A 25,325-nucleotide genomic window follows, 5' to 3' on the forward strand; every position below is an offset into this window, starting at 1 on the left:
CCGCCAGACGAATTGCCGGACGCATATAGTCGGCGAAGACGAGGAACGTCCCCACATACGGCAGGATGCCGCCGTGGAGGGCAAGGCCGTTGGCGATGCTTGCCATGGCGTGCTCCCGGACGCCGAAGTGGACGTTTGGTCCCCAATCACCATCAACACCGAAAAACGTCTCTCCTTCCTGAATTGTCTTATTCGAAGGCGCCAGATCTGCCGAGCCACCCACCAGATTTCCCGCTCGCGAGGCGATGGCATTCAAGACTTTACCCGATGCGGCCCGGGTCGCCAGCGGTCCGTCCTCTTCACTAAAGGTGGGAATACTCTCGTCCCAGTTCGATGGCAGCTCACCGCTGACGGCAACGGAAAACTGTTGCGCCAGTTCAGAATGCCGTTTGCCATACTCTGAGAGTAGCTCTTCCCACGCCTGTTCAACTGCGATTCCCTTGTCTCTTGATTGTCGGCACTGTGCCAGCGCCTCATCGGGGACATGAAAGGGCGGCGCTAACGGCCATCCCAAAGCTTCCTTCGTGGCGATAGTGGCTTCGGGCCCGAGAGGTTCGCCGTGGGCGGAGGCGGTGTCCTGCTTGGGACTTCCGTAGCCGATGTGTGTCCGCACCATGATAAGCGACGGTTTTCCGCTCTCGGTCTGGGCGCTGCGGATAGCAAAATCGATGGCATCCAAATCATTCCCGTCCTCCACCCTTTCCACGTGCCAGCGGTACGCCTCAAACCGCTTCGCCACATCTTCAGTGAAAGCGAGGTCGGCGCTGCCGTCGATAGTGATCTTGTTGTCGTCATAAAGATAAATAAGCTTTCCGAGCTTCCACGTCCCGGCCAGAGACGCCGCCTCTGAAGCCACTCCTTCCATGAGGTCTCCGTCCGACACGATGGCGTAAGTAGTGTGATCTACCACCGGGAATCCATCCCGGTTGAACTTCTGCGCAAGAAACTTCTCCGCCATGGCCATCCCCACGCCGTTGGCGAAGCCTTGCCCTAAAGGACCGGTGGTGGTCTCAACGCCGGCGGTGAGGCCGTATTCAGGATGGCCCGGTGTTTTACTCCCCCACTGACGGAAGTTCTTGATCTCTTCCAAAGAAAGGTCGTAACCGAAGAGGTGGAGCAAACCGTACAGCAAGGCCGAGCCGTGCCCCGCCGAAAGGATGAACCTATCCCGGTTGAACCAGTGAGGATTCCGAGGATTGTGTTTCAGAAACCGATACCACAAGACGTAGGCCATAGGGGCCGCGCCAAGGGGCATGCCTGGGTGACCGGACTTCGCCGCCTCCACGGCGTCCACCGCGAGGAAGCGGAGGGTGTTGATGCTGAGGTTATCGATGCCTCTCATTGTCTTTTGTGGTAAGTCAAAGAATGCACGTTACACCCGGATCATGTCAGACGCGAGAATCAAGACGGAGAAAAAATTACCGCCCCGTTGAGAATATTCCAACGGATTGCCTACCCTGAACCTGTAAAGCAGCCACTGGAGTTCAGGCGGGGAGGGAAGAAATCTACCTCCGTCCGTTCAGCATCGTTTTCAGGAACTGTCCTGTATAGGAGCCTCTGATCTTGGCCACCTCCTCCGGCGTCCCTTCCGCCACCACCGTTCCACCGTCATCGCCGCCCTCAGGACCGAGGTCAATAATCCAGTCCGCAGTCTTGATAACGTCGAGATTGTGCTCGATAACGATGACCGTGTTCCCCTTTTCCACCAGCCGGTTAAGGACATCCAGCAACATGCGTACGTCTTCGAAGTGCAGGCCAGTGGTGGGCTCATCGAGGATGTACATGGTTCGGCCGGTGCCAATCTTTGATAACTCAGACGATAGTTTGACGCGCTGGGCCTCGCCGCCGGAGAGGGTCGTCGCCTGCTGTCCCAGCCGGATGTAGCCCAGACCCACATCCTGAAGGGTCTCCAATCTGCGCTTAACCTGAGGAATATTCTTGAAGAATAACAACGCCTCATCCACCGACATGCTGAGAACGTCCGCTATTGTTTTTCCCTTGTAACCGATCTCCAGTGTCTCACGGTTATAACGCAACCCGGCGCACTCCTCACACTGAACATAAACATCCGGCAAAAAGTGCATCTCTATCTTGATGATCCCGTCACCCCGGCACGCCTCACAGCGGCCGCCTTTTACATTGAAAGAAAACCGCCCCGGCTTGTATCCGCGAATCTTCGATTCCGGTAGCCTCGCAAAGAGGTCCCGGATGTGGGTGAACAGACCTGTGTAAGTGGCGGGATTGGACCGGGGCGTCCTGCCGATGGGCGACTGGTCAATGTCGATGACCTTGTCGAGGTACGCCATCCCCTCGACAGCATCATACCGCAGCGGATAGGCGCGCTTGCCGTGGAGTTCCCTCCCCAGGATGGGGTAGAGCGTCTCGTTCACTAAGGAGCTTTTGCCCGAACCTGACACACCTGTGACGCAGATGAGCTTCCCCAGTGGAAAGGAGATATCGATAGATTTGAGATTATTGCCTTGTGCCCCTAACAGGTTGAAGGTCTTGCCCGAACCGTTACGGCGCTCCGGCGGCATCTCGATCTTGCGCTTGCCAGAAAGATAGAGTCCCGTGATGGAATCATCACTCCTCTCAAGCTTCTCTGGAGTGCCTGTAAATATCACCTCACCTCCCGCCTCGCCGGCACCGGGACCGAGGTCTACCACGTGATCAGCAGACTCAATCGTCTCCCGGTCATGTTCCACCACCAGCACCGTGTTACCCAGATTCTTCAGCTTCTCCAGCGTGGCGATAAGGCGCTTGTTGTCCCGCTGATGGAGACCGATGGACGGCTCATCCAGAATGTAGAGTACACCCACAAGCTGAGCTCCGATCTGAGTGGCGAGCCTGATACGCTGTGCCTCTCCACCTGACAGCGAGGCCGCACCCCGGTCCAGTGTCAAGTAGTCCAAGCCAACATTGATGAGAAACTGCAACCTTTCTTTAACTTCCTTCAGAACCTGCTTGGCTACCTTCTTCTGGGTTGCGGTCAATTTGACTGTTTCAAAGAATTGAGCCACCTCCTTGATGGACTGTTTAGATAGATCACCAATAGTCAGTTCTCCAAGGCGGACGGCGAGACTCTCCTCCCGTAACCTTGCTCCGTTACACAGCGGGCAAGGCTGCATACTCATGAACTGTTCGATCCACTCGCGGACACCTGCCGATTTTGTCTGCGTGTAGCGCCGCTCGAGATTGTGGGTGACGCCTTCAAATCCACCAGACCACTCACCCGAAAAGCGGTCGGATCGATAGTGCATCTTCACCTTATCCTTGCCCGTTCCCCACAAGAGTGCTTCTCTCGCTCGGGACGGCAGTTTGTGCCACGGCGTCGTGAAGTTAAATCCGTAATGGGATGCCAGACTCTTCAATACGGCGCTGTACCAGCTCCCTCTCGGCTGCTCTCCAAGCGGCGCCACAGCGCCCTGCACCAGCGATTTTCTTTTGTCCGGCACCACCAGATCAGGGTCAATCTCCATGCGTGAGCCGAGACCGTCACACGACCGGCAGGCGCCGTAGGGTGAATTGAATGAGAACATCCGCGGTGACAGCTCTTCCATGCTGATCTCGCACTTTGGACAGGCAAACTTTTCGCTAAAAATGTGTTCCTCTTTAGGAAATTTGTTGATGATGACGAGCCCTGAACCAATCTTGAGGGCCAGCTCCACCGACTCAGTCAGACGCTCCTTGCCGAATGATCCTTTGGACATATCACTTTCCAGCACTATTCTGTCCACAACCACCTCAATGCTATGTTTCTTGTTCTTGTGCAGGATGATGCGCTTAGAAAGATCCCTGATCCGTCCATCCACGCGGACACGTATAAAACCTTCCCGGGCAATTTCCCTGAACACTTCCTTAAACTGTCCCTTGCGACCCCGGACAACTGGTGCCAGCACCTGAAGCCTCGACCCCTTAGGAAACTTCAACACGGCATCAACGATTTGCTGCACTGTCTGCCGCTGGATGGGATCACCGCATTTCCAGCAGTAGGGCGTTCCCACGCGGGCATAAAGAAGGCGGAGATAATCGTGAATTTCTGTAACCGTCCCTACGGTGGAGCGAGGATTCCTCGAGGCCGCCTTCTGTTCGATTGAGATGGCTGGAGATAGCCCCTCAATGTAGTCCACATCGGGCTTCTCCATGAGACTGAGAAACTGGCGTGCGTAGGCGGAAAGGGATTCCACGTAACGGCGCTGTCCCTCCGCGTATATGGTATCGAAGGCAAGAGATGATTTCCCCGAGCCTGACAGACCGGTAACCACCACCAGTTGATTGCGCGGGATCTCAACCTTAATATTTTTAAGATTGTGCTCGCGGGCACCGCGAACAACAATATTTTCCGTAGGAGCCGCCATTTTAAACCATCAGGAAAGTTATTTCTACTCTGGAATGTTTCAAAAAGGAATCTGGAGAATTCCTGTTACAAAAGACACGGGGCTCATCCTTCCATGAGAGGCCCCGCGACACAGACTGCCGGTGATGGATTACGCCACCACTACGGATTCAGACTTTCTTCACTCTCTCCGCCTGACTGGCGTAACCTCCAGCTCAACTTCTTCGCCGTCGCGCCTCACTACGACAGGAACTGCCTTATCCGGTTTAAGCTCCTGAAGGGCGTACATATAGTCGTAAATACTTTGCACCTCTTTGCCCCCCAGCATGATGATGATATCATCAGCTTGCAGTCCTCCTTTATCGGCCGGGCTCCCTTCTCTCACGCCAGAAAGCAGCATTCCATCAACATCCGTGCCGGCATAGTCCGGGATAGTCCCCAGGGATACAGCGAATCCTCCGCGGGTCGGCTGTTCCTGTTTCACTTTCACGAAATCCGGCCGGGTCGGCTCACTGGCCAGTTCCCCGATAAGCTCGGCCGCCAGTCGGACAATTCTTTCTTCACCAGCTACATTGATGAACTCCCAGTCATCGGACGGCCGGTGATAATTCTCATGCGTTCCGGTGAAGAGGAACAGGACAGGAATATCCTTGAGATAGAACGACTGATGGTCGCTCGATCCGTAGCCCGCATCGTCAAACTTGGGTGAAAGATTAAACTGTCCTGTCTTTTGCGCCACCATCTCCTTCCAGACGGAAGAGGTGCCCGCACCGCCGACCACCAGTGTCGTATCTTTCAGCCGGCCTATCATGTCCATGTTGATCATCGCCACTACATTTTCCAGCACGAAAGGAGGATCGTCCACCAGTGCCGCAGATCCCAGAAGACCCAGCTCTTCCGCCCCAAAAGCAATGAAAATGATGCTCCGTTTCTGAGGATGTTCACTGAACCACTGTGCCAGTTCGAGAAGGCCCGCCGTGCCGGATGCATTGTCATCAGCTCCATTGTGAACGGCTACCGTGTCAGGAGCAAGGGAACCTTCTCCTCCCCAGCCGAGATGATCGTAATGGGCGCCTACCACGACATACTCGTTGGCCAGATCAGGATCGATCCCTGCCACAACGCCCACGAGGTTGACAGATTGTGCCGCCACTTTTTCTACTGACGCCGCCATCTGGACGGATGCAGGGATATCGAACGAAAATGGCGTCTGATCCTTATTGATTCTCTTCTGAACCTCTGCCAAGTCGTGCCCCGCCAGACTGATCAATTCTCCGGCCCGCCTTTGGGTAATCATCACCACAGGAATTCCGGAATCAGCGAAACTCTGATCGTAGCGCAGTTTCATGAGATAGTCTTCATCTGGGTCATCTTCCGGGCCGGTGACAAAGATAATGGCTGAGGCACCGTTTTCTCTTGCGGTCATCGCCTTATAACGAAGTGCAGCGAAACGACTGAAATCACCGTGTGGATTCGTCCCGTCGGGGGAGTGACGTAGTATTACCACTACCTTACCGTTGATGTCGATGCCATCATAATCGTGGTAGTCCGGTTTATCCGAGTCTATCCCGTAACCGGCGAAGACGAGTCTGCCCTCAGCCGATTCGGAGGCGGAAAACCCCACGGGTCGGTAGTCCTTGTGAAGCTTAAGATTGTATGTGCCATCAACGGATTCCACCTCAAGACGATTTCGCCTTCCCAGCTTGACCCCTGAGATGAATTCAAATGAATGACGAAAGGAACGAGGGGAATCTCCCATCGGTCTGAGACCATAAGAGCGAAACTCCCGTGTGATATAGCGGGCGGTCTTTTTGTCACCTCTAGTCCCCGCTCTGCGGCCTTCCAGTTTGTTGGAAGCCAAGTATTTCACATGCTTCAGTATCTCTTCTGCTGTGATTTCTGTTTCGCCGATGGTGCCCCATGCCGCTCCAGCGAGCGTACATCCAGACAGCACCAATAGAACACTTCTATACAGTTTCATCAGTTTCTCCGGCTTTACTTACGGCTTTGTGCATCAATTCAGGATAGTTAGATATGATTCCGTCTGCCCCTTTTCGCAGCAGCCATTCCATAGCTGGCTGACTGTTCACAGTCCACGCGTTGATTTTCATCCCTTTACGGTTGGTAAATGTCAGTGTATAATCATCCAACAAGTGCGCTTCCAGATTAAGCATGTCTGGATGAACGAGGTTGATGAATCTCGGCTTTCGCAGAATCTTCGGTACAGTGTTATCGTCCGTCCAAATATATGCGGTTGGAACACGACTATTCAACCTCTTCATCCAGCCAATTACCAGCGGATGAAAACTTGAGACCATTACCCGCCCATACAGGTTTCTGCGCTGAATGATGTCAGCCACGTATCTGACGGTTCCAAGATCCAGCGCCCCAGCAGCTTTAATCTCTATGTTCAGCAGAACATCATCCGGGACGGCTTCAACAGCCTCCTCCAGTAACGGTATCTTTGAGGGGGAGAACTGAGGGAACTTTTTCCCGGCATCAATCCTCCTTAGTTCATCGAGAGTCATTTCATGGATATATCCGAAGCCGTCCGTCTCCCGCTCCAGATCGTGATTGTGGGAACAGACAACGAATCCATCTTTCGTGGTCACCACATCCATCTCGATAGCTTTGAGTCCTACTCTTACTGCCTGTTTATAAGATGGTAACGTGTTTTCCGGTGCATTCTTCGGTGAGCCACGATGGCCCATCTTGAGTGGACCGTTGGCGTAGAAATGACTCACATCCATCGGTTGCCAGAAGAAGAGGTGTTTGATCACCACAGCAGTGATAAAGATGATAATGAGCGCTACCGAAGCCACGGTTCTTCTTACTGTACCGGATTAATTACCAAATGACGTAATCCCATATCCCTCACCTGCTCGTCACCGTAATAAGTTGTTCGATATTGGCCGTTGATGTAAAGCTCTGCCTGATCGGCGTAGTGAGGACTCTTGGGTAGTCCCGACTGGCCTGTGGGGAGAATAAACCGTGTCCTGTCAAAATTTGAAAAATCGACGATGCGGCGGAAGGAAGCCCCCACAATCTGATCAAAGGGCGCTGACATTTTGTACTCACCGTTGTTGATCGTAGTGCTGGAGCCGCCGCTGGGGAACGGTCCGACGTTGAAATCGAACAGTCCATCAAGAAATCCGCTTATATTGCCGATGGTATGAGGGTGCGAAAGTGTATGAATTTTGCCCCACGCCCAGCTGTGCGGAGATGGGCCCAGCAGACTTTCCACTTCTCGCACGCCTTCTTCTAATGACTGCCGCAGTATTTCATTCAGCAATTCCTCGTGACCCGTCGTCTCCACGTTGTCCACCCAAGATGAGCCTCCACGCTCCAGAACAGTTTTCAGATTACGCATGGAAAGACTCCAGTTGCCGGCAGCCCCCACGGGGCCGATCCACCCCGTGAAAAAGCGATCACCCATGAGAGACATTTCATCGGCATAGATATTTTCCATAAGTTTCAACTGCGCACAGCTGAATAGGGTGGCGGCCGTAGACTCGATATCAAAACTTCCATCCCAATCTCTCAGCAATTCTATAGCGTGGTTGAGATTAGTATCGTTACCAAGAGATTCTGCCTGGTAGGCACCGACAAAGTGCTGCGCTGTCTCTCGCGCGTAAGGTGAGACTACATCCAGTTGTGTCCCAGCCACATCGTCCGGTGATATCTTATCCAGGCTCCCCAACCGTTCAGCGATCCGCTCATAGCGGGACGGATGTATCCAGAGATTCGAGACATAATAGCTGTCGTTGCTGATGGTCTGGTGATTAGCCGTAATGATCAGCCCGTCCGGTGGGTTAAACTTATAGGGAAGTTCCTCATACGGTACGAATCCTTGCCAGTCCCATTCTGACGATTCGCCCGGCAGAGGAACCAGCGCTTCGGCTCCCTTCCGCGTGGGGATCCACACCATAGGCCGCCAGCCAATATTCCCTTCCACATCAGCATAGACTACATTCTGGCCCGGCGCCGCAAAGGTCTTCGTCGCCTCTGTGAACTCATCCCAGTTCGACATCAGATTGAGCTTCATGAGCGCCGTAATTTCATCAGTTACTTCATGGCCTACCCAGCGGAAAGCAAGCACTTGAGGACTTTCCTTCAACAGATAGTGGATATCTGAAATGATTGGGCCGTGATGGGTCTGCCGGATAACAATAGTGGTGTCGGCTGCGCCTTTTACTGCAATCGTCTCTTTCCTCCCTTCGATATCCCTCCATTCACCGTCATACAGATATTGGTTCGGATCCTGGGGATTGATGGTCTCCAGATAGAAATCGACATCGTCTGTCATTAGATTGGTAAATCCCCAGGCACAAGAATTATTCTGCCCCAAGACCACCAGCGGAATCCCGGTAAGGCAGGCGCCGCTTACGTTGAACCGTCCGCCCACCAGATGCATCTCGTACCATTTGGCCGGCTGTGAAAACTCAAGGTGTGGATCATTTGCCAGAATGGGCTTTCCAGAAACCGTCCGCTCGCCGCCAATCACCCAATTGTTGGAACCGAGGTGTCCCCCACGCATCCCATTCAGTTTTCGAATTCCAGCATCTGCAACGGACATCATCTCCCACAAGGAACGAAAATCGAATGCCGATGGAGGAAGTGCATCACTAGCTTCATCAGACACAAACGGCCGCAGCTCCTTCATTTTGTCATCACCGAACATGTAGCGTATCTGTCCGTAGAGAATCTCCGGATACCACGACTGATTCAAGAAGTATGCCATAAGCTTGCCGTAGCCTGTGGCGTGCTTCGCTTCCCAGCGGATGGGCTTTATTCCTAGAAGTTTGAATTCAACTGGCAGATCAGAGCCGACATCATCAATGTATCGATTGACGCCAGCAACACTGGCATCCACAAGATCGCGCGTCTGCGGCGCCATATTCTCAACCGCAAGTTTTGCAGCCTTTGCAATCCCCCACGTGCGCAGGAAGATATCATTCTCCAGCTGGCTCTTGCCGAATAGCTCAGAAAGTCTCCCCTCCACGGTGGCGGCGGTGACAGTCATCTGGAAGAGCCGCTCCCGGGCCATAATATAGCCGGCGGCAAAGAACAGATCCTGTTCATTGGCAGCATAAATGTGGGGGACAGCATATTCATCGAAGAAGACTTCAACCGGTTCCTGCAGTCCTTTCAGCGTCAGTTCTCCTTCATATTCCGGCAGAGGGTAGTCAAGATAAAGCCGCGCAAATACCAGCATTATCACAACAATGACAAGAAGAATCAGGCCGGTTCTCTTCACCAGTTTCATTCTATACTTCCCTGTCGATTGCTTGCACCATGGCAATTCCGTAATCTACTGTCCGTTCTATAACAGGCCACTCAATATTCTCAATTGTATCAGTATACCAGTGCCAATTGGGAATCCGGTTGTTCTCATCCAAGGCGATGAAGGTCATTGTCTTCACCTTCTGTTGCAGAAGCGCCAGCGCATCGAAGTAGGCGAGTGTATAGCGCAACGGCTTTACATCGGAAAAACGGCTTTCAGCCACACTCGCCGCTTTAGCCACCAGCTCCGGGTCATAATGATGGAACAGGATCATTCCTTCGCCAACACAATAGCGGAGATTACCTGAACCGACATTGTCAAAGTTCAGGACATAGGTATTCTCAAGATCAAGATCGTCCCCGTAGCGCTTCACGAATCCTCTGGCGCCGTACATCCCCTCTTCCTCGCAACCTGTGGCAATGATCCGGATGTTGCTGTTCTGCAATGGATGATCCGCGAAGTGCTTGGCCAAGGCGAGAATAGCGGTAACGCCGCTCCCGTTATCATTGGCGCCATTCACATGTCTGTGGAATAATTCACGATGGAACAGCATGAGGATACTTCCGCCCAGATAAGCAGCCATGATCCACGCTGCCACTTTGAGCCAGACGCCCCCTTCTACAAATTCGCCGAGAACGGCTACCGCGGGAGAAGCGAACACGAGTATTGTATTGATAATAAAAGACTGACGGAAGTTTTTTACCATGGCAGGATGATAAAGGTGCGAGGCCCGCGCCGAATCGTAATGGGCCATGAGGTAGATGGTCTTTTTCTTGTCAGACTTTCCCCTCTCACCCATCACATTTTGAGACGGCTTCTTCGGGATCAACATGCCGGTGAGAGTTGTACGGCCGTCGAAATAGCGGAAGAAAGACCAAGCACCCAGCAGGCACAAAACTGCTCCTATGATCGGTTCAGCCGGTGCAACGATCAGACCCGCCGTCACCATCGAGGCAAAGATAATGATTTCCCACGCGTAGGTGGGCGGAGACATGAAAGGGTCCACGTGAACACCATATCCAAATTCTTTCAGCCTCGCTTCTATGAATCCGGCTGCTGTCCGTTCGTTGTCTGTGGTAGCGCCCCGGTGCGGAAGGGAGACTAGCTCGGTAAGAAGTTCCTTGATGAGTTCCATATGAGGATTCTCTTAGTTGAAGGTGGCAAAATATAGAAAGGATAGGGGGAAGGGACAATAAAGGAGCTTTCAGCTTTACCTCAGAGACCTTTTCATCCCGCCGTGCTGAAAGGTAATTCCGTCATTTGTAATCATAGACAACTTTTCCACCGTCACCAGCGTGTGACCGAAGTCGTCCTCCACCTTTCCCGTAATGATATAAGGCCCGCGACTGCGAATGAGGCAGCTGTATTTCCGATAGGCTTTTGGGAACAGCACCGCCTCGTACGTGCCAGTGAGGTCTTCGCATGAGAGTAATTGCATCATCTCCCCCGGTTTGGTTTTTGTGCGGCGGGTGGTAACCATCCACCCCACCAAGGTAACATTCTGGCCAATCTGCTTGTGGATCTCCCGGGCGTAAACGAACGGACCCACCTTTGCCACATGTTCCCGAAGCGCTCCCCTCCAGATCCACAACGGATGCTTCTCTACGGTCAGTTCCATCAGCTCCAGTTCATCCCGGAGTTTCTTCTCCAAGGGATAGTCCACCATGGGAACCGGATCTGACCGTACTTTCACCACATCGGGAAACATCCCCTCCTCGCTGTGCTTAGTGTTATCATAAAACAGTCTCAGCCGCCAGAGATGCTGGGGGCGGGTGTATCCAAATGAATCAAAGGCGCCGCACCGGATGAGAGTTTCCGCCTCCCGGTAAGCCGGCTTCACGCGGATGCAGAAGTCCTCTAACGATTCGAAAATGCGTTCGTCCCGTTTCTCCAGCAACTCTGTGAGCATCGCCTGTGTGAGTCCCTTCACCTGAAGAAGGCCGATCCGGAGCCACGGTGGTGCCACATCCTCTGCCGTAAAGTGTAGCTCTGTCTTATTCACATCCGGTGGCTGAATGGTAATGCCCAGCCGGCGAGCCTCCTCCAGATAACATGACGTATGATAGAAGCCGCCGTAGTTAGACATGGTCACCGCCAGGAACTCCGCCGGTGAGTGCGCTTTCAGCCAGGCCGACTGCATCGAAATCACTGAATAGGCCGCCGAGTGAGCCTTGCAGAAAGCGTAGCCGGAAAAGGCTTCCATCTGCCGCCAGATCTCCAGCGCCGCCTCCACATTCACCCCCAGCTTCACCGCATCCCGGATAAAGCGGTCGCGGTGCTTCATGAACGGCTCCTCCACCCGTTTGCCGCTCATGGAGCGGCGCAGCTTATCCGACGTCGCCAGACTCCAGCCCGCAACGGCCTGCGCCACCTTGATCACATCCTCCTGATAGAGCATGACGCCGTAGGTTTCCTTCAGCAGTTCCGTCAGGGCGGGATGTACGGTCTCCACTGCTTCTTTGCCGTGGTGGCGTTTCACGAAATGCCGCAACATCCCAGAATCGGCGGGGCCGGGACGGATGACCGAACTGGCGGCTGTGATCATCTCGAAGGAATCGACTCTCAGTTTTTTCAGCAGTCCCCGCATCCCCGGCGACTCAATCTGAAACACCCCCATGGTTTGCCCCGACCGTATCAGCGCTTTCGTCCTGTCATCCATTCGAGGCATGGTGTGAGGGTCAAAGTTGACGCCGTATTTCCTCTTCAGCATCTCCGCCATCTCCGCCACTACCGTGAGGGACCGCTGTCCCAGAAGATCGATCTTCACCAGTCCCATCTTCTCCACACCGTGCATGTCGAACTGAGTCACCACGGGCCCTTTGGCGGAGGGTTGGAGCGGAACGAACTTGGTAATCTTGTCCGGTGCAATCACAATCCCGCCGCAGTGAATCCCCATATGTCGCGGACGATCCATCAGCTTGCGAGCCAACTCAAAAATCTCCCTGTAGCGCGAATCTTCTCCCTTTTCCCCAGTTCTTCGATTCTCTGGTCCCTCCGGTTCATACCGTAACGGCAGTTCTCGCACCACCCGATTGATCTCCCGCTCGGAGAGACCTACGGCCCGCGCCACGTCCCGAACCGCCCCCCGCATCCGGTAAGTGTTGAACGTAGAAATCATGGCGACACGCTCCTTCCCATACCGCTCATAGACATACTCGATCACCTCATCCCGCCGCTTCCAGCAGAGGTCCACGTCGATGTCAGGCGGCTCCTCCCGATCGGGATTGAGAAAGCGCTCGAAGATGAGATTGTGCTCCATGGGATCCACCGGCGTAATGCTTAAGAGATACGACACCATACTGCCAGCCGCCGAACCGCGTCCCACCGTAGCAATGCCCCGCTTATTTGCCCACTGAACAATATCCCACACGATGAGGAAGTAGTCGGCATAACCCATCTCTATAATGATGTCCAGTTCATACGTGAGCCGCTTCAGAACTTCCGTGGTGATGGGGTCGTACCTCTTCGGCAGCGCCCCGTGGCACACCTTCACCAATAAGTCCGCGGAGGCGTTACTCATTTGTCACAAGCAGACAGGATGATCCGCCAAAACCCCCGTCAAAGACTGAGGGGCAGGTGTCCCACAAGGGGCGGACAGGCAGAACAAACATGAACCATCCCATAACTGAGGGATTACCCCGTTAATCTTGTTCATCCTTTTAAAAATGTTTCTGAGGCTTAAATTCCCACCATGAAAATTGCCGTAAGCACCGATGAGCGAACGAGTCTCGTAAACACCATCTTGAAGGATCTCGGAGAACGGGGCCACGAGGTGATCTATTTCGGGCCGGAGGGAGACGATTCAGTTGACTGGCCCGAAGTAACCCATCAGGCGGCGACCTTAGTGACCGGTGGGGGAGCCGATGAAGGTATTGTCATGTGCTGGACCGGCACCGGCGCTTCCATCGCCGCTAATAAAGTTAACGGCATTCGGGCCGCCCTCTGCTACGACGCCGAAACAGCCAAAGGGGCCCGCACCTGGAATCACGCCAACGTCCTCGCCCTGAGCCTCCGCGCTACCTCCGAACCACTGGTGAAAGAAATTCTCGACGCGTGGTTCGATACGCCGTACAGTGACGACGAGTGGAACCTGAAGCAGATCGAGCGTATCAGGAAGCTGGAGCAGGAACAGTCCGAAGACCCTGGCGCATGAGCCGGGGATCAGCTTCAAGCTGATAACAACCGCGTCATGATTGTGCTCATCGCCTTCCTGATTCCCACCATCAATGTATTGTGTGTGTCGGTTCTGGCTGTCTACGGCATCGTCAGCTTTTATCCTCGCCCGGCAGATGGGCAGTGACGCCGATCTTATGGCGTTGATTATCTCCTTTCAGACATTGGCGGCCATGGTGTCACTGCCGCTGCTTCTGCTGACGCAAATATAGGAGGGTTAGCGCACTATTTAATAGCGCCAGCTTCTGAGGTCAGCTCCGGGCGGTGCCGTTTTTTCCATCCGTTCTACTGCCTCAGGAATAAACATCTGATTGTACCGCAGCCGGGATAGGGCGTTGGGGTGGGTGTGGTCGCCGTTCCAGCAGTGCTCCGCACGATCACCGTAATCAACCTCACCGTTGTAATACGGGTTTGTGGTCCCTTCGAGAAATTCTTCCATGAGGTAGACAGCATTGTTCAAATAATAGTTATCCATATCTCCGCAGTAAACGTGGATTTTCCCCTTCAGCTTGTGACCGATCTCTCCCCAGTCCCGTTCCAGCACGTAACGAAGATCGTAGTTCTCCCGCCAGTAGTCGGCCACTTTCTTATCAATCTCTCCCGTATATTTGTCCCAGATCGGCTTAGGATAGCCGTCCGGCCCCATGGGACTGTACACCGCTTGCCAGATATCCCACTGATCGCCTGAGCGACTGTTAGTTCCGATAGCCAGCTCCATGTGGTTCATCTGCTCTACAGTAGCGTTCACTTCACCCAGATAATTCCTGTGGGCCGGCGTCGCCACCTGTTTGAATGAGCCACTTCTGTAATAGGCATTCTCGTCTTCATAGATATTTACCAGGCAATACGCCCGGAAATCAATAGGATCGGGGCACGCCGCAAAACAGCCGTTATACTCATCGGGATAGAACACCTGCACTGCCAGCGCTTCCCAGCCGCCGGTGGAACCACCGTAGAGGAACCTCGCCCACCCTTCGCCGATGCCGCGGAACTTCTCTTCGATGTAAGGAATCAACTCGTAGGTGATGGCGTCACCGTAGGGGCCAAGGTTGGCGGAATTGACAGCATAGGAATCGTCATAGTACGGATTCTGATGCTGAATCTCAATCACCAGTACCCGCGGAAAGTCGGGGCTCGTCCAGTCTTCGTAAAGTTGATATTCATGCTCCTGAACAGTACGGTTGTACCCTTCCCAGTCAAAGCGGGCGCTGTACTGAGGCTCCAGATCGGGATCGGGCGGATCTGTCCGGAAGCCGCCGAAATCGTGAGGGTAGTGACCATGAAAAATCATGAGCGGGTATTTCGCCTCGGAATGTTCGTCAAAGCCTTCCGGCAACAGGACATGCGCGCCGAGGTATATGGGGCGGTCCCAGAACTCCGTCAGCAGCTTGCTCTGAATCCTGACATGTTTGATATATTCGGTATCCTCCGGCGGCTCAATCGGCGGGATTACCTGGTCAAGTGTAATGTTCACCGTCTTTTTCTTGCCCGGATCCAAAAACATTTTCTGGGGCTTGGAATAGAGATTCCCCGGAGAACGGTTCCATCTTTGTCCCTCTCCGTTGTCCACGGGAAGTTTGACGGTGTGCCCCGTCTTCAGGTTGAACGTCTCATAAGTATGCAACAGCCCCTGCACCCAATACTCCCCAGCCGGGATATTATCCAACGATTCGATGGGATAGCCAAAGACAGTACTGTCAATCACGACCCCTTTCTTCGGCTGGGGGCCCATAGCATCGACACCGTAGACAAGACCCGTATTAGCGTGATAAGTAATCTGAAATCTCGGCTCCTTTGCGCCATCTTTCGCCAGCAGAAGCAGGACGCGCCCTTCCATCAGTTTCCCATCTCTCTCCTGTGGATAATCGATTACAAACCGCAGTTTGCCGGCAGAAAGCAGTCCGGTGGTGAGCGAAAGAGTTAGAAGAATTGATGTTATTCTACGCATGTTTTCCCCTCTTTGAATCTCACGCCGCGGCAGAAAAACTTACCGCGGCAGCTCTTTCGGCATATCCGCCACCACATAAGCCATGACGGCCATGGCGGCGACGCAGAGGTTCATCTCATGGGGATCGAGCTTGTCCATGGTGTCGGCGTTGGTGTGGTGGTACCAGAAATAGTTAGAACCGTCCACATTCAGGCCCATCCCCGGCACACCCTCTTTCATGATGGGACCGATGTCAGCGCCACCGCCCTTTTCCTTGATTTCACCGGCGCCGATGGGTTGCAGAAGTTGAGCAATTTTACGTATGATTGAAAGAGCCTCGGGTGACCCCGAAAATCCAAAACCTTCAGGCTTGAACACGCCGGCATCCGACTCCATGGCAAGAATGTGATTATCTAATTCCTCTCTGTGTGCGTCGCGATAGCCGTTGCCGCCCCGGAGACCGTTCTCTTCGTTTGTCCACAGCACTACCCGCACCGTCCGGCGCGGGCGCAGACCGAGGTCTTGCATCAGCTTCACCGCCTGCCACGCCGCAACGCAGCCGCCACCGTCATCCATGGCCCCCTGACCTACATCCCACGAATCGATATGACCTCCAAGGACAACTATCTCTTCGGGCTTCTCCCGTCCCACCAGCTCCGCCACTACATTGCGGGAAGGGACATCGTCCTCGAAATGGGCCTCCATGTAAAGGGTCACCACGATCCGTTCGCCACGCTTTGCCGTCCGTCCCAGCATCGCCGCATCTTCCACTGTAATGGCAGCGTGGGGAATCTTGGGTACATCCTCTTCGTAGCTCATCCCGCCGGTGTGAGGCGTATTCATGGAGAACGGCCCCACAGAACGAATCAGACTCGCCACTCCTCCGGCCTTGGCCGCGGCACTGGCACCGGCATAGCGGTAACGGACAGTCTCACCGTAGTTAGTAAACGGCACGTTGAACAGAACGATCTTGCCCTCGGCTTCATCCGCCCTCTTTTCCAGCTCCTCAAAACTTCCTACCACCAAAACTTCAGCCGTGATACCCTCCGCGGGCGTCGCTACACTGCCACCGAGGCCGAGCATGGCTAACTCCTTTTTCCATGGTGCCTCCAGCCGAGCCCACTCATTCCCGCGCACCCATCGGGGAATCATCACTTCCTCGCCGCGGACATTCTCAAAGCCATCTTGTCTCATCTCTTCAAGAATCCAGTCGATGGCATCTTCCAGATTCTTTGTTCCGCTGAAGCGGGGACCGAAACTGTCTGTCAGTTCGGCGAGGCGGTTATAGGCAAAACTGTCGGCAAGGGCGGCGGAGATGAGTTGAACTGCTGCCGCTTGATACACTGATGAAACAGGCGTAGCGCCAGTACCTTCCCGGCGCAACCCCGGCGAAGCGGCACAGCCCAAGAGGTACAGCACAAGAAGGCCGACTGTCAACTTTGGAATGGTGCTATACGCGCGTTTGATCATAATCTCCCCGCGGAATGCTTAATTAATGATCTGGTGTGAGTTGGGATATTGAGGGGAGATTCTTAAACAGGCAAGAGGAATTTGTTCTCTAAATGAACGCTCGCCTTTTTATAAGTCCCTCTCTCACCCATCACAGAAGGAATCAACAGGTGATACCATCGATCAACAATGCATCTTCTCAGATGCATGTTGGGAAGATTACCTTCTCTATCTATGCGTCGTAGTACAGATAAAACTCGTAGGGGTGCGGACGTTGAGCCAGCGGAGCAAGTTCCTCCTCCCGCTTCCATTCGATCCACGTTTCGATGAGGTCATCGGTAAAGACGCCGCCTTCCGCCAGAAAGGCGTGATCGTTCTCCAGCGCATCGAGAGCCTCTTCCAGCGAGCCGGGCGTGTGACTGTACCCTTCCATTTCATCGGGCTTCATTTCGTAGATATCACGATCCAGCGGTTTACCGGGATCGATTTTGTTCTGGATGCCGTCAATGACCGCCATGAGCATCGCTGTCCAGGTGAGATATCCATTGCACGTAGAATCGGGGCAGCGGAACTCGAACCGCTTAGCCTTGGGATTATCCGAATACATGGGGATTCGAACGGCGGCAGAGCGATTGCGAGCCGATAGGCACAGGTTTACCGGCGCTTCAAACCCCGGCACCAGCCGGCGGTATGAGTTTGTCGTGGGCGCCGCAAAGGCTAAAATCGATGGCGCATGCTTCAGAATACCCCCCACGGCATAAAGCGCCATATCACTCAAGCCGGCATATCCATCGCCGGCAAAGAGCGGCTTGCCGTCTTTCCAGAGGGAAAAGTGACTGTGCATACCGCTACCGTTGTCCTCAAAGATAGGCTTGGGCATGAAGGTCACTGTCTTCCCGTGCTGCTTGGCCACATTGCGGATGATGTATTTGTACCACATGAACTGGTCGGCCATTTTCAAGAGAGGCTGATACAGCATGTCAATTTCAGCCTGTCCCGCCGTTCCCACCTCGTGGTGGTGAGCTTCCACAACAATACCGACTTTTTGCATCTCCTTTACCATCACTCCCCGAAGATCGTGATACGTATCGGTTGGACTTACAGGGAAATATCCCCCCTTGAAGCTCGGTTTATATCCTAGATTAGGCTCTTCAAAACGGGCTGAATTCCAGGCTCCCTCAACGGAGTCGATTTTATACATACCCGTATGCTGATTCTGCTCAAACCGGACTTCATCAAAAATAAAGAACTCTGGTTCAGGTCCGATATAACAGGTATCGGCAATGCCCGTTGACTTCAAATACTCTTCGCCTTTCCGGGCTACATGGCGCGGGTCTCTTGTGTAATCTTCCTTGGTAATGGGGTCTACAATGTTCGCAATTACGCTCACTGTCGGTTCTGCGAAAAAGGTGTCAAGAAACGCCGTGGCGGGATCGGGAACCGCAAGCATGTCTGACATGTGAATGCCCTGCCAGCCCCGAATGGAAGAACCGTCAAAACCGAGTCCATCCTTGAAAGTGTCTTCGTCCAGCGTCTCCACTGGAAAAGAACAGTGCTGCCACGTACCTAACAGATCGACAAATTTCAGGTCGACCATCTCTGCGTTGTTAGAACTGCAAAACTCAAAAAACTCCTTTGGTGTCATGCCTGTTCTCTCCTTTTCTATGTTTTGAGGTTGATTATTCTGAGCCCATCAAGTTTATGGAATCCTATCGATCTTTTTGACAAGAACATCAGAAACATACCTCTAATGCACAAGTCAAAACAGTTAAGTTTAAGGTAGCAAGTTTAAGGAGACACCTGATTATATAAAACATATTTCAGAAATATGGTAGATCATCTTAATAAATTTAATAGAATGTGTACTGCAGCTGATCAGCCAATTGCTGTTGAACCCGTTTCACCTGTCCGTATGCGGATACACTCTTCAATGGGCAGAATAAAGATTTTCCCTCGACCTTTATCGCCGTCCTTTTTAGCTACTTTTGTTATTGCCTCGACAGTTGGCTCTACAAATTCATCGTTTACCGCAATTTCCAATCTGACCTTTTTCAACAGGGTGATTTCATGAGAAATACCACGATATACTTCCTGGACTGGGAACTCTTTCCCCTGCCCCTTGGCATTGGTAACCGTGAACTTGTAGATTTCCTTTTTCAAGAGCTCCTCTTTAATATAAGGAAGCTCCTCTGGCTGGATAATTGCTATAATCAATTTCATAACTTTACTCCTTCAATTTCTCTATTCTACGGTAAAAATCTGAAAACCAGCATACGATTCCATATCGTGCTCTCCAATATCTAAACCGAGTATTTCTTCTTCCTCTGAGACACGCAATCCCATAACAAGTTTTACAACTTGAAAAATGATATTTGCACCAACAAAACAGAACAGAGCATAAGCTCCAACACCTATCGCCTGGGTGCCCAGCTGGTAATCAGTGCTAAAAATGCCAACAGCTAACGTACCCCAGATACCGCAAGCCAAATGAACCGAAATAGCACCAACAGGATCATCGATCTTCATTTTATCCAGCTGTATGACAGCAACCACAACAATGGCTCCTGCTATCAAACCGACAACAACTGAATACATCGGGCTGATGCAATCTGCCCCGGCTGTAATTCCCACCAAACCGGCCAACGAGCCGTTAAGTATCATGGATAGATCAGGCTTCTTTGAAATAATCCAAGATGTCCCCATGGCACCAATCACGCCTGCGGCAGCGGCTAACGTCGTTGTAACAAATACAAACGAAACGGCACCGGGGTCTGCCGAAAGCACCGATCCGCCATTAAACCCATACCAGCCAAACCACAAGAGGAATACGCCGATAGTTGCAAGAGGCATGTTATGACCCAGAATAGGTTTAATCTTACCTTTCCTGGAATATTTCCCCAGACGCGGTCCCAGCGTATAAGCACCCACCAGCGCTGCCCATCCACCGACACTATGAACCAGTGTTGAACCTGCAAAATCATGGAAGTTTTTATCAGCTAGCCATCCTCCACCCCAAGTCCAAGAACCTACAATCGGATAGACAAAGGCGACATAAACTGTTGAGAACACTAAAAAGCTGCTAAGCTTGATTCTTTCGGCAACTGCTCCTGATACAATCGTCGCTGCCGTTGCTGCAAACATGGCCTGGAAGATAAAATCAGTCCAATAGGTATAGGCACCGTCTGCATACCCTATTAACCCTGCAGCACCTTCTGGAGCACTAATTCCAAAACCAGCAAAGCCGAAGATTCCGGAAGAGCCTTCAGTAAAGCCTGGATACATTAGATTGAACCCGCAAACAGCATAAGTCAAAATGCCGATAGCAATAATACTCATATTCTTGAATAGGATATTAACTGTGTTCTTTGCCTGGGTAAGACCTGACTCCAGTGTTGCAAAACCCAAATGCATGATAAACACCAAAAAGGCCGCCACTAACATCCAGGTGTTATTTATAGTAAAGATGGCATCTGCAGCTGTAGGCTCACCATTAGCAAAAAGGAAAGAACCACCTAGCAAGAATACCACCAAGAATATGTTTTTAATTTTCATGCTCTAATCTCCAATTAAAAGCTAACCCCGAAAACAAGAAATGATGTTTGCTGATCTGGATTAATTATGTACGATGCTGTGAAGTTATCTCTACTGGCAGAGACACCAATACTAACCGGTGCAAATTCTCCATCAGTACTATATACACCATCACCCAATCCCAATGAAAGCGCACCATATGTCAATTCAAGATAGATTGAATTATCGTCATCTCCACTTACATTAGCTGCAGTTAGGACACTGACTGTTCCGAGATCCATTCCAGCACTGACCTCTAAGATGTGCTTATCTAAATTGAAAAGAGAATCTTCTCCTGCATATGCAGGAAAGAAATAATCTGTCAACGTCAGCCCAACAGGTCCTACAGTTGTTGAAGCATACAGATCGCATTCATTTCCACTGGGATCTGAAGGACCCGGACTTATGGACCAAGATCCCCAAGCACCAATTGTCACTGGACCGAGTGAAGTTTCAATAGTGGGCTGAACAGCTGCATTGCCAAAATCTGTGCCGCGCCAGACATTACGACTGACAACATCTGCTCCGAAACTCACTTGAGCATTTGCCACTGAGAGGTTCAGTGCCGCAACCACTACTGTTGCTGATAATAGGTGTATTCTTCTATGTAGTATCAGCTTTTTCCTCATTTCTTTGCTCCTATTTATCCTAATTGAATTATCAACAATATTATTATATCGTTTAAATGTTGACATAATATTATTAATATAAATACCAATATAACAAGAATTATTTATGTAATATTAAAATATACCTAAATTTTATAACTTATAGCGCTATTCCGGCCATATATGACCAATGCCGCATGGGTGGAAAAATATTGAATGATTATATAACGACCACTCGAACAGTGAAACAGTTCATCACAACCCTTCCGAAATCCAAATTGCTGTATCCCAACCGATAGCGATGGCAGCCGTCAGTCCGGGAGAGTCAATCCCGACGAGGTTAATCCATCCGGGATAACCCGAATTGTCTTCATGCTGGATATAAAAGTCCGAATATGTACCTTCTGGTACCACCAGTTTTGGACGAATCCCGGCAAAATCGGGCGTTAAATCCTCTTGCTTAAGATCCGGTAAATACCGTTTAGCTTCTTTATAGAAAAAGTCTTTGTCTTCTTCCTGTACACTGTACTCTTCCTTCCGCTCAGGAAGCCAATCGACACTGGGCCCAAGCTTTACATCCCCTCCAGCGTCAAAGCTAGTATGAATTCCAAGGGAATCATCGTTAACATCCGGGAGAGGATAAATCAGATGCTGAAGCCGATTTCGCCACACTGGAGCCAGCTTAAAGTATGAGCCCTTGGAAAAGTGCTGGACCGGTCTGTTGGTATCATCCATACCCCACAGCATTTCCGCCACTCGATCGCTATACAATCCGGCGGCATTCACCACCCAGTTTGCAGTTACCTTGTAACGTGCTTCACCGGGACTTTTCACGGAAATGGAGTATGAATTTCCTTTCGGCTCAACAGCCATGGTCTGTGCATTGAGCAGAAGATCGTGATCACTATCCTCAGAGATTCGATAGAAGGCAGCCATGAGCTCATGAGCAGAGACGATACCCGTGCATCCTACAAACAGTGCCGACGCCACAGATATCTCCGGCTCCACTACGGCTACCTGCTTTTGATCTAGGAGCGACAACTCTGGTACATCATTGGCTTGAGCATTTTCATAGAGCACTTGAAGGTCTTCCTCTTGTCCTTCCTGAGCAACTACAAGCTTCCCGCAACGGCTGTACCAGATATCATTTTCACGACAGAAAGGGTAGAGCTTATCTCTCCCCAGCCGACAGTATCTGGCTTTTAACGAATCAGGAGGGTAGTAGATACCGGAGTGGACTACCTCGCTGTTGCGGCTGGAGGTCCCACGCCCAAAAGCTTCTTCTCTCTCAATTATCAGTACCGATTTAATCCCCTTTTCTGCCAGACCCCGCGCAACGGCCAGTCCTACCACACCGGCACCAATAATCACTACCTCATAATCTGCTGCCATATCTGCTATTCAATAGCCAGCCGTGTCTCCTCTTTGAACGTAGTCATAACAATCATGGTGTGCGTTCGGATAACGCCTACCCACGACTGTATTTTCCGCAACATTCCTTCCAGTTCTGATGTATCGTGGAGCCGTACCTTTAGGATATGAGACCCTTCACCGGTTATGGAGTGACACTCAAGTATTTCATCGGATTCTTTTGCGTGGCGAACCAATTCTTCATAATAATCGGAAGACGACATGACCACCAGAATGAAAGCGGTAACATCGTAGCCTATCTTTTTGGAATCAACTACCGCCCGGAAATCATGAATGTACCCCGCCTCCACGAGCTTTTTGATTCGTTCTGCTGTGGCCGGTACAGACATATCCAACTGTTCAGACGCATCTTTTGCCGTCATTCGGCCGTCTGCCTGCATAAGCTTAAGGAGTTTCTTGTCTTTATCATCCAACATAGTGTGCAAACTTATTTACTTATATAAGGAAATCCACGAATATTTTAAATATTACACGTTTCATGTAAAATTAGTTTTGTTTTAAGTCCTCGGCCCTTCCAAAATACCGGGGACTTATTTATAGTTTGATGTACAGATATAAAAAAAGGGGCAGCCAGCAGGTGCCCCTTTTTATTATCGGTGTTACCTAAAACGGAAGATCGTCCTCATCACCACCTTCGGGCTGGGGAGGAGCATCACTGCTCTCTTTCCCTTTTCCCCCAAGTAATGTGAAGTTATTAACGACCACCTCTGTCTGATAGCGTTTGATACCGTCCTTATCTTCCCAGGACCGTGTTCTCAACCGACCATCAAGATATACAAGCTTTCCTTTCGCAAATAATTTAACAGCATTTTCAGCCTGCTTGCCAAATAACACACAACGATGCCATTCTGTCTGATCTTTTTGTACACCTTCCTTATCGCGCCACCCAGTATTTGTTGCTACACTGAAGTTCAGCACAGCATCACCGGAAGGGAGATACCTGCTTTCAGGATCACTTCCCAAGTGACCTATTAGGATTGTTTTATTTACGCTTCCGCGATCAATAGCCATAACGTTTCTCCTTTTTGTTTAGTTACATTTTAAAGTGTTAATTGCGGGAATATGATTTCAGAAAAAAGCATAAGTCAAGAACTTTTTATTTTCGGCTGCCTAAAGATACCATCTTTATAAAAGATGTTATCTTTCTTTTTTTGTTAACAATACAAAAATGGGGACGCTCCACATGGAAGCACCCCCATTTCTGTCATTTCTATGTAAAACGTATTACTTCATCAACACCAGTTTGCGGGTCTCGGTGAAAGCAACCTCACCGGTAGCATTGCTTCGGGCTGTAATCTGATAGATATACACGCCTGTAGTCACCAACGCACCCCGATCGTTCTTACCGTTCCAGGTGGCCCGGTAGAACCCAGGTTCGTGCTCACCTGTTACCAGTGACCGTACTTTCTGACCCAGCAGGTTGTAGATGTCAATCTTCACATCAGCAATCTCCGGGACGTCATACGGTAACGCAGTTACAGGATTGAACGGGTTCGGGAAGTTCTGGTGCAGAGCAAAGACATCAGGAATGGCTCCGCCGTCAGCAATACCAACACCATCATCTACCACCATCTGTACAGCGATTACATGTTCGCTGAAATAGGTGGAAACCACGATATAAGCATCGTAGGTACCTTCCTCCAGATCACCGGAATTCATGAGAACTTCAATCTCGTCAGCCTCACCAGGATCGAGCGCACCGGATTCAGCAGAGAGTGAGAGCCAATCTACGCCGCCGCCACCCTCGCCAATGGAGAGGTCAACGCTTTCTGAGCTCCCGAATTCACCACCTGAGCCAGCTGGTTCTCCGTCTACAAAGAGGTTGTACCACCCTTCACCGTAGGCACAGCAGATGCCGTCACCATAAGCGTCGTAAATCGTCCACAGATAGTCACCGCCAGTAAGCTCAAGGTCCCACTGGTAGAGAGTAGCCGGATCTGCCAAAGGCCCTCCGGACTCTATGACATTACCATCCCCATCCTGGAGATCCCAGGTAGTTTCACTAGGATAGTTATCGGTCATAATCTCTATGCTCAATAAACCGCGTACACCAGAAGACGAAACCGTCACAACATAATCAAATGACCATCCTCCAGTGTTCTCGATAACGAACTCATGACCTGAAGATTCGCCAGGCATGAGAGTATCTGATATGGCATCCGTTGAAACAGACATAGATGGTGCCATGGGTGTGGCACAGGCATCATTGGAAGCCTCAGACTCACCTTCCGCATAAACTGTAGTCACGTTGAAGCAGTACTCCATGTCGTTTTCGAGACCGGTCACAACAAATTCCTCTATATCGGTCTCACCAACTTGTTCGCCACCCATAAAGACATTGTAGTGGGAGAACGTACCACATTCGTTACCACCACCGCCGCCTGAAGCACAGAACTCTATATCCCAATCGTAAACGCCGGCCGTATAGACGCCAGCCGAATCGGTACCGCAATAACCGTCGCCCGCGGTGCCATCTTCAGAAAGAAGCAATGGGGCAAAATCGTTCACACCGTCTCCAGTATAATCGACACCTAAATCCGTTGCGGG

The 25,325-nt window shown here is 51.5% G+C and carries 18 protein-coding genes and 1 pseudogene; 2 read left to right on the forward strand and 17 right to left on the reverse strand.

Features of this window, described 5'->3' with window-relative positions; genetic code table 11:
* The 7 genes from QF669_02730 to QF669_02760 all read right to left on the reverse strand — a co-directional run.
* The coding region (locus tag QF669_02730; GenBank protein ID MDP6456360.1) for a transketolase at nucleotides 1–1,342 on the reverse strand (1,342 nt) is incomplete at its 3' end.
* A gap of 163 nt (nucleotides 1,343–1,505) precedes the next feature.
* The gene (uvrA, locus tag QF669_02735; protein ID MDP6456361.1) at nucleotides 1,506–4,358 is read right to left on the reverse strand and encodes an excinuclease ABC subunit UvrA; all 2,853 of its coding nucleotides are present in this window, start codon (nucleotides 4,356–4,358) and stop codon (nucleotides 1,506–1,508) included.
* Between the two features lie 159 nt (nucleotides 4,359–4,517).
* Nucleotides 4,518–6,317 carry a M28 family peptidase gene (locus QF669_02740; GenBank protein ID MDP6456362.1) on the reverse strand — a complete coding sequence of 600 codons (1,800 nt, stop codon included), beginning with the start codon at nucleotides 6,315–6,317 and terminating at the stop codon, nucleotides 4,518–4,520.
* Complete coding sequence (locus QF669_02745; protein ID MDP6456363.1) at nucleotides 6,304–7,158, reverse strand: glycerophosphodiester phosphodiesterase family protein; 855 nt, start codon at nucleotides 7,156–7,158, stop codon at nucleotides 6,304–6,306. The genes QF669_02740 and QF669_02745 overlap by 14 nt, the downstream gene beginning before the upstream one ends.
* 8 nt (nucleotides 7,159–7,166) lie before the next feature.
* Entirely contained in the window at nucleotides 7,167–9,602 is a 2,436-nt protein-coding gene (locus QF669_02750; GenBank protein MDP6456364.1) for a penicillin acylase family protein, read from the reverse strand.
* A 1-nt stretch (nucleotide 9,603) separates the two neighbouring features.
* The gene (locus tag QF669_02755; protein MDP6456365.1) at nucleotides 9,604–10,755 is read right to left on the reverse strand and encodes a M20/M25/M40 family metallo-hydrolase; all 1,152 of its coding nucleotides are present in this window, start codon (nucleotides 10,753–10,755) and stop codon (nucleotides 9,604–9,606) included.
* A gap of 75 nt (nucleotides 10,756–10,830) precedes the next feature.
* Nucleotides 10,831–13,140 carry a DNA polymerase III subunit alpha gene (locus tag QF669_02760; protein ID MDP6456366.1) on the reverse strand — a complete coding sequence of 770 codons (2,310 nt, stop codon included), beginning with the start codon at nucleotides 13,138–13,140 and terminating at the stop codon, nucleotides 10,831–10,833.
* Nucleotides 13,141–13,311: 171 nt separating this feature from the next.
* On the opposite strand from QF669_02760, the gene QF669_02765 reads away from it, so the two are divergent.
* Both QF669_02765 and QF669_02770 read left to right on the forward strand, forming a co-directional pair.
* A complete protein-coding gene (locus tag QF669_02765; GenBank protein MDP6456367.1) occupies nucleotides 13,312–13,773 on the forward strand; it encodes an RpiB/LacA/LacB family sugar-phosphate isomerase in 462 nt (153 codons plus the stop codon).
* A 103-nt stretch (nucleotides 13,774–13,876) separates the two neighbouring features.
* Nucleotides 13,877–14,005, forward strand: a pseudogene (locus QF669_02770) (AEC family transporter).
* A gap of 17 nt (nucleotides 14,006–14,022) precedes the next feature.
* Here the strand turns inward: QF669_02770 and QF669_02775 are convergent.
* The 10 genes from QF669_02775 to QF669_02820 form a co-directional block, all read right to left on the reverse strand.
* Nucleotides 14,023–15,741 (reverse strand): alpha/beta hydrolase-fold protein, encoded by a 1,719-nt coding sequence (locus QF669_02775; GenBank protein ID MDP6456368.1) that lies wholly within the window; start codon nucleotides 15,739–15,741, stop codon nucleotides 14,023–14,025.
* Nucleotides 15,742–15,780: 39 nt separating this feature from the next.
* Nucleotides 15,781–17,190 carry a M28 family metallopeptidase gene (locus QF669_02780; protein MDP6456369.1) on the reverse strand — a complete coding sequence of 470 codons (1,410 nt, stop codon included), beginning with the start codon at nucleotides 17,188–17,190 and terminating at the stop codon, nucleotides 15,781–15,783.
* A gap of 211 nt (nucleotides 17,191–17,401) precedes the next feature.
* On the reverse strand, nucleotides 17,402–18,814 hold the full coding sequence (gene glnA / locus QF669_02785) for a type I glutamate--ammonia ligase (GenBank protein MDP6456370.1): 1,413 nt from the start codon (nucleotides 18,812–18,814) through the stop codon (nucleotides 17,402–17,404).
* Between the two features lie 230 nt (nucleotides 18,815–19,044).
* Complete coding sequence (locus QF669_02790) at nucleotides 19,045–19,389, reverse strand: P-II family nitrogen regulator (protein ID MDP6456371.1); 345 nt, start codon at nucleotides 19,387–19,389, stop codon at nucleotides 19,045–19,047.
* A 21-nt stretch (nucleotides 19,390–19,410) separates the two neighbouring features.
* Entirely contained in the window at nucleotides 19,411–20,721 is a 1,311-nt protein-coding gene (locus QF669_02795) for an ammonium transporter (protein ID MDP6456372.1), read from the reverse strand.
* Nucleotides 20,722–20,735: 14 nt separating this feature from the next.
* On the reverse strand, nucleotides 20,736–21,434 hold the full coding sequence (locus QF669_02800; GenBank protein MDP6456373.1) for a hypothetical protein: 699 nt from the start codon (nucleotides 21,432–21,434) through the stop codon (nucleotides 20,736–20,738).
* Between the two features lie 168 nt (nucleotides 21,435–21,602).
* On the reverse strand, nucleotides 21,603–22,739 hold the full coding sequence (locus QF669_02805) for an NAD(P)/FAD-dependent oxidoreductase (GenBank protein ID MDP6456374.1): 1,137 nt from the start codon (nucleotides 22,737–22,739) through the stop codon (nucleotides 21,603–21,605).
* Nucleotides 22,740–22,744: 5 nt separating this feature from the next.
* Nucleotides 22,745–23,194 (reverse strand): Lrp/AsnC family transcriptional regulator, encoded by a 450-nt coding sequence (locus QF669_02810; GenBank protein MDP6456375.1) that lies wholly within the window; start codon nucleotides 23,192–23,194, stop codon nucleotides 22,745–22,747.
* A 187-nt stretch (nucleotides 23,195–23,381) separates the two neighbouring features.
* Nucleotides 23,382–23,789 (reverse strand): single-stranded DNA-binding protein, encoded by a 408-nt coding sequence (locus tag QF669_02815; protein ID MDP6456376.1) that lies wholly within the window; start codon nucleotides 23,787–23,789, stop codon nucleotides 23,382–23,384.
* Between the two features lie 213 nt (nucleotides 23,790–24,002).
* A partial coding sequence (locus tag QF669_02820) for a FlgD immunoglobulin-like domain containing protein (GenBank protein MDP6456377.1) occupies nucleotides 24,003–25,325 on the reverse strand: 1,323 nt, incomplete at its 5' end.

The sequence above is a fragment of the Candidatus Neomarinimicrobiota bacterium genome (assembly GCA_030743815.1).
Classification (GTDB): Bacteria; Fidelibacterota; Marinisomatia; order Marinisomatales; family S15-B10; genus UBA2146.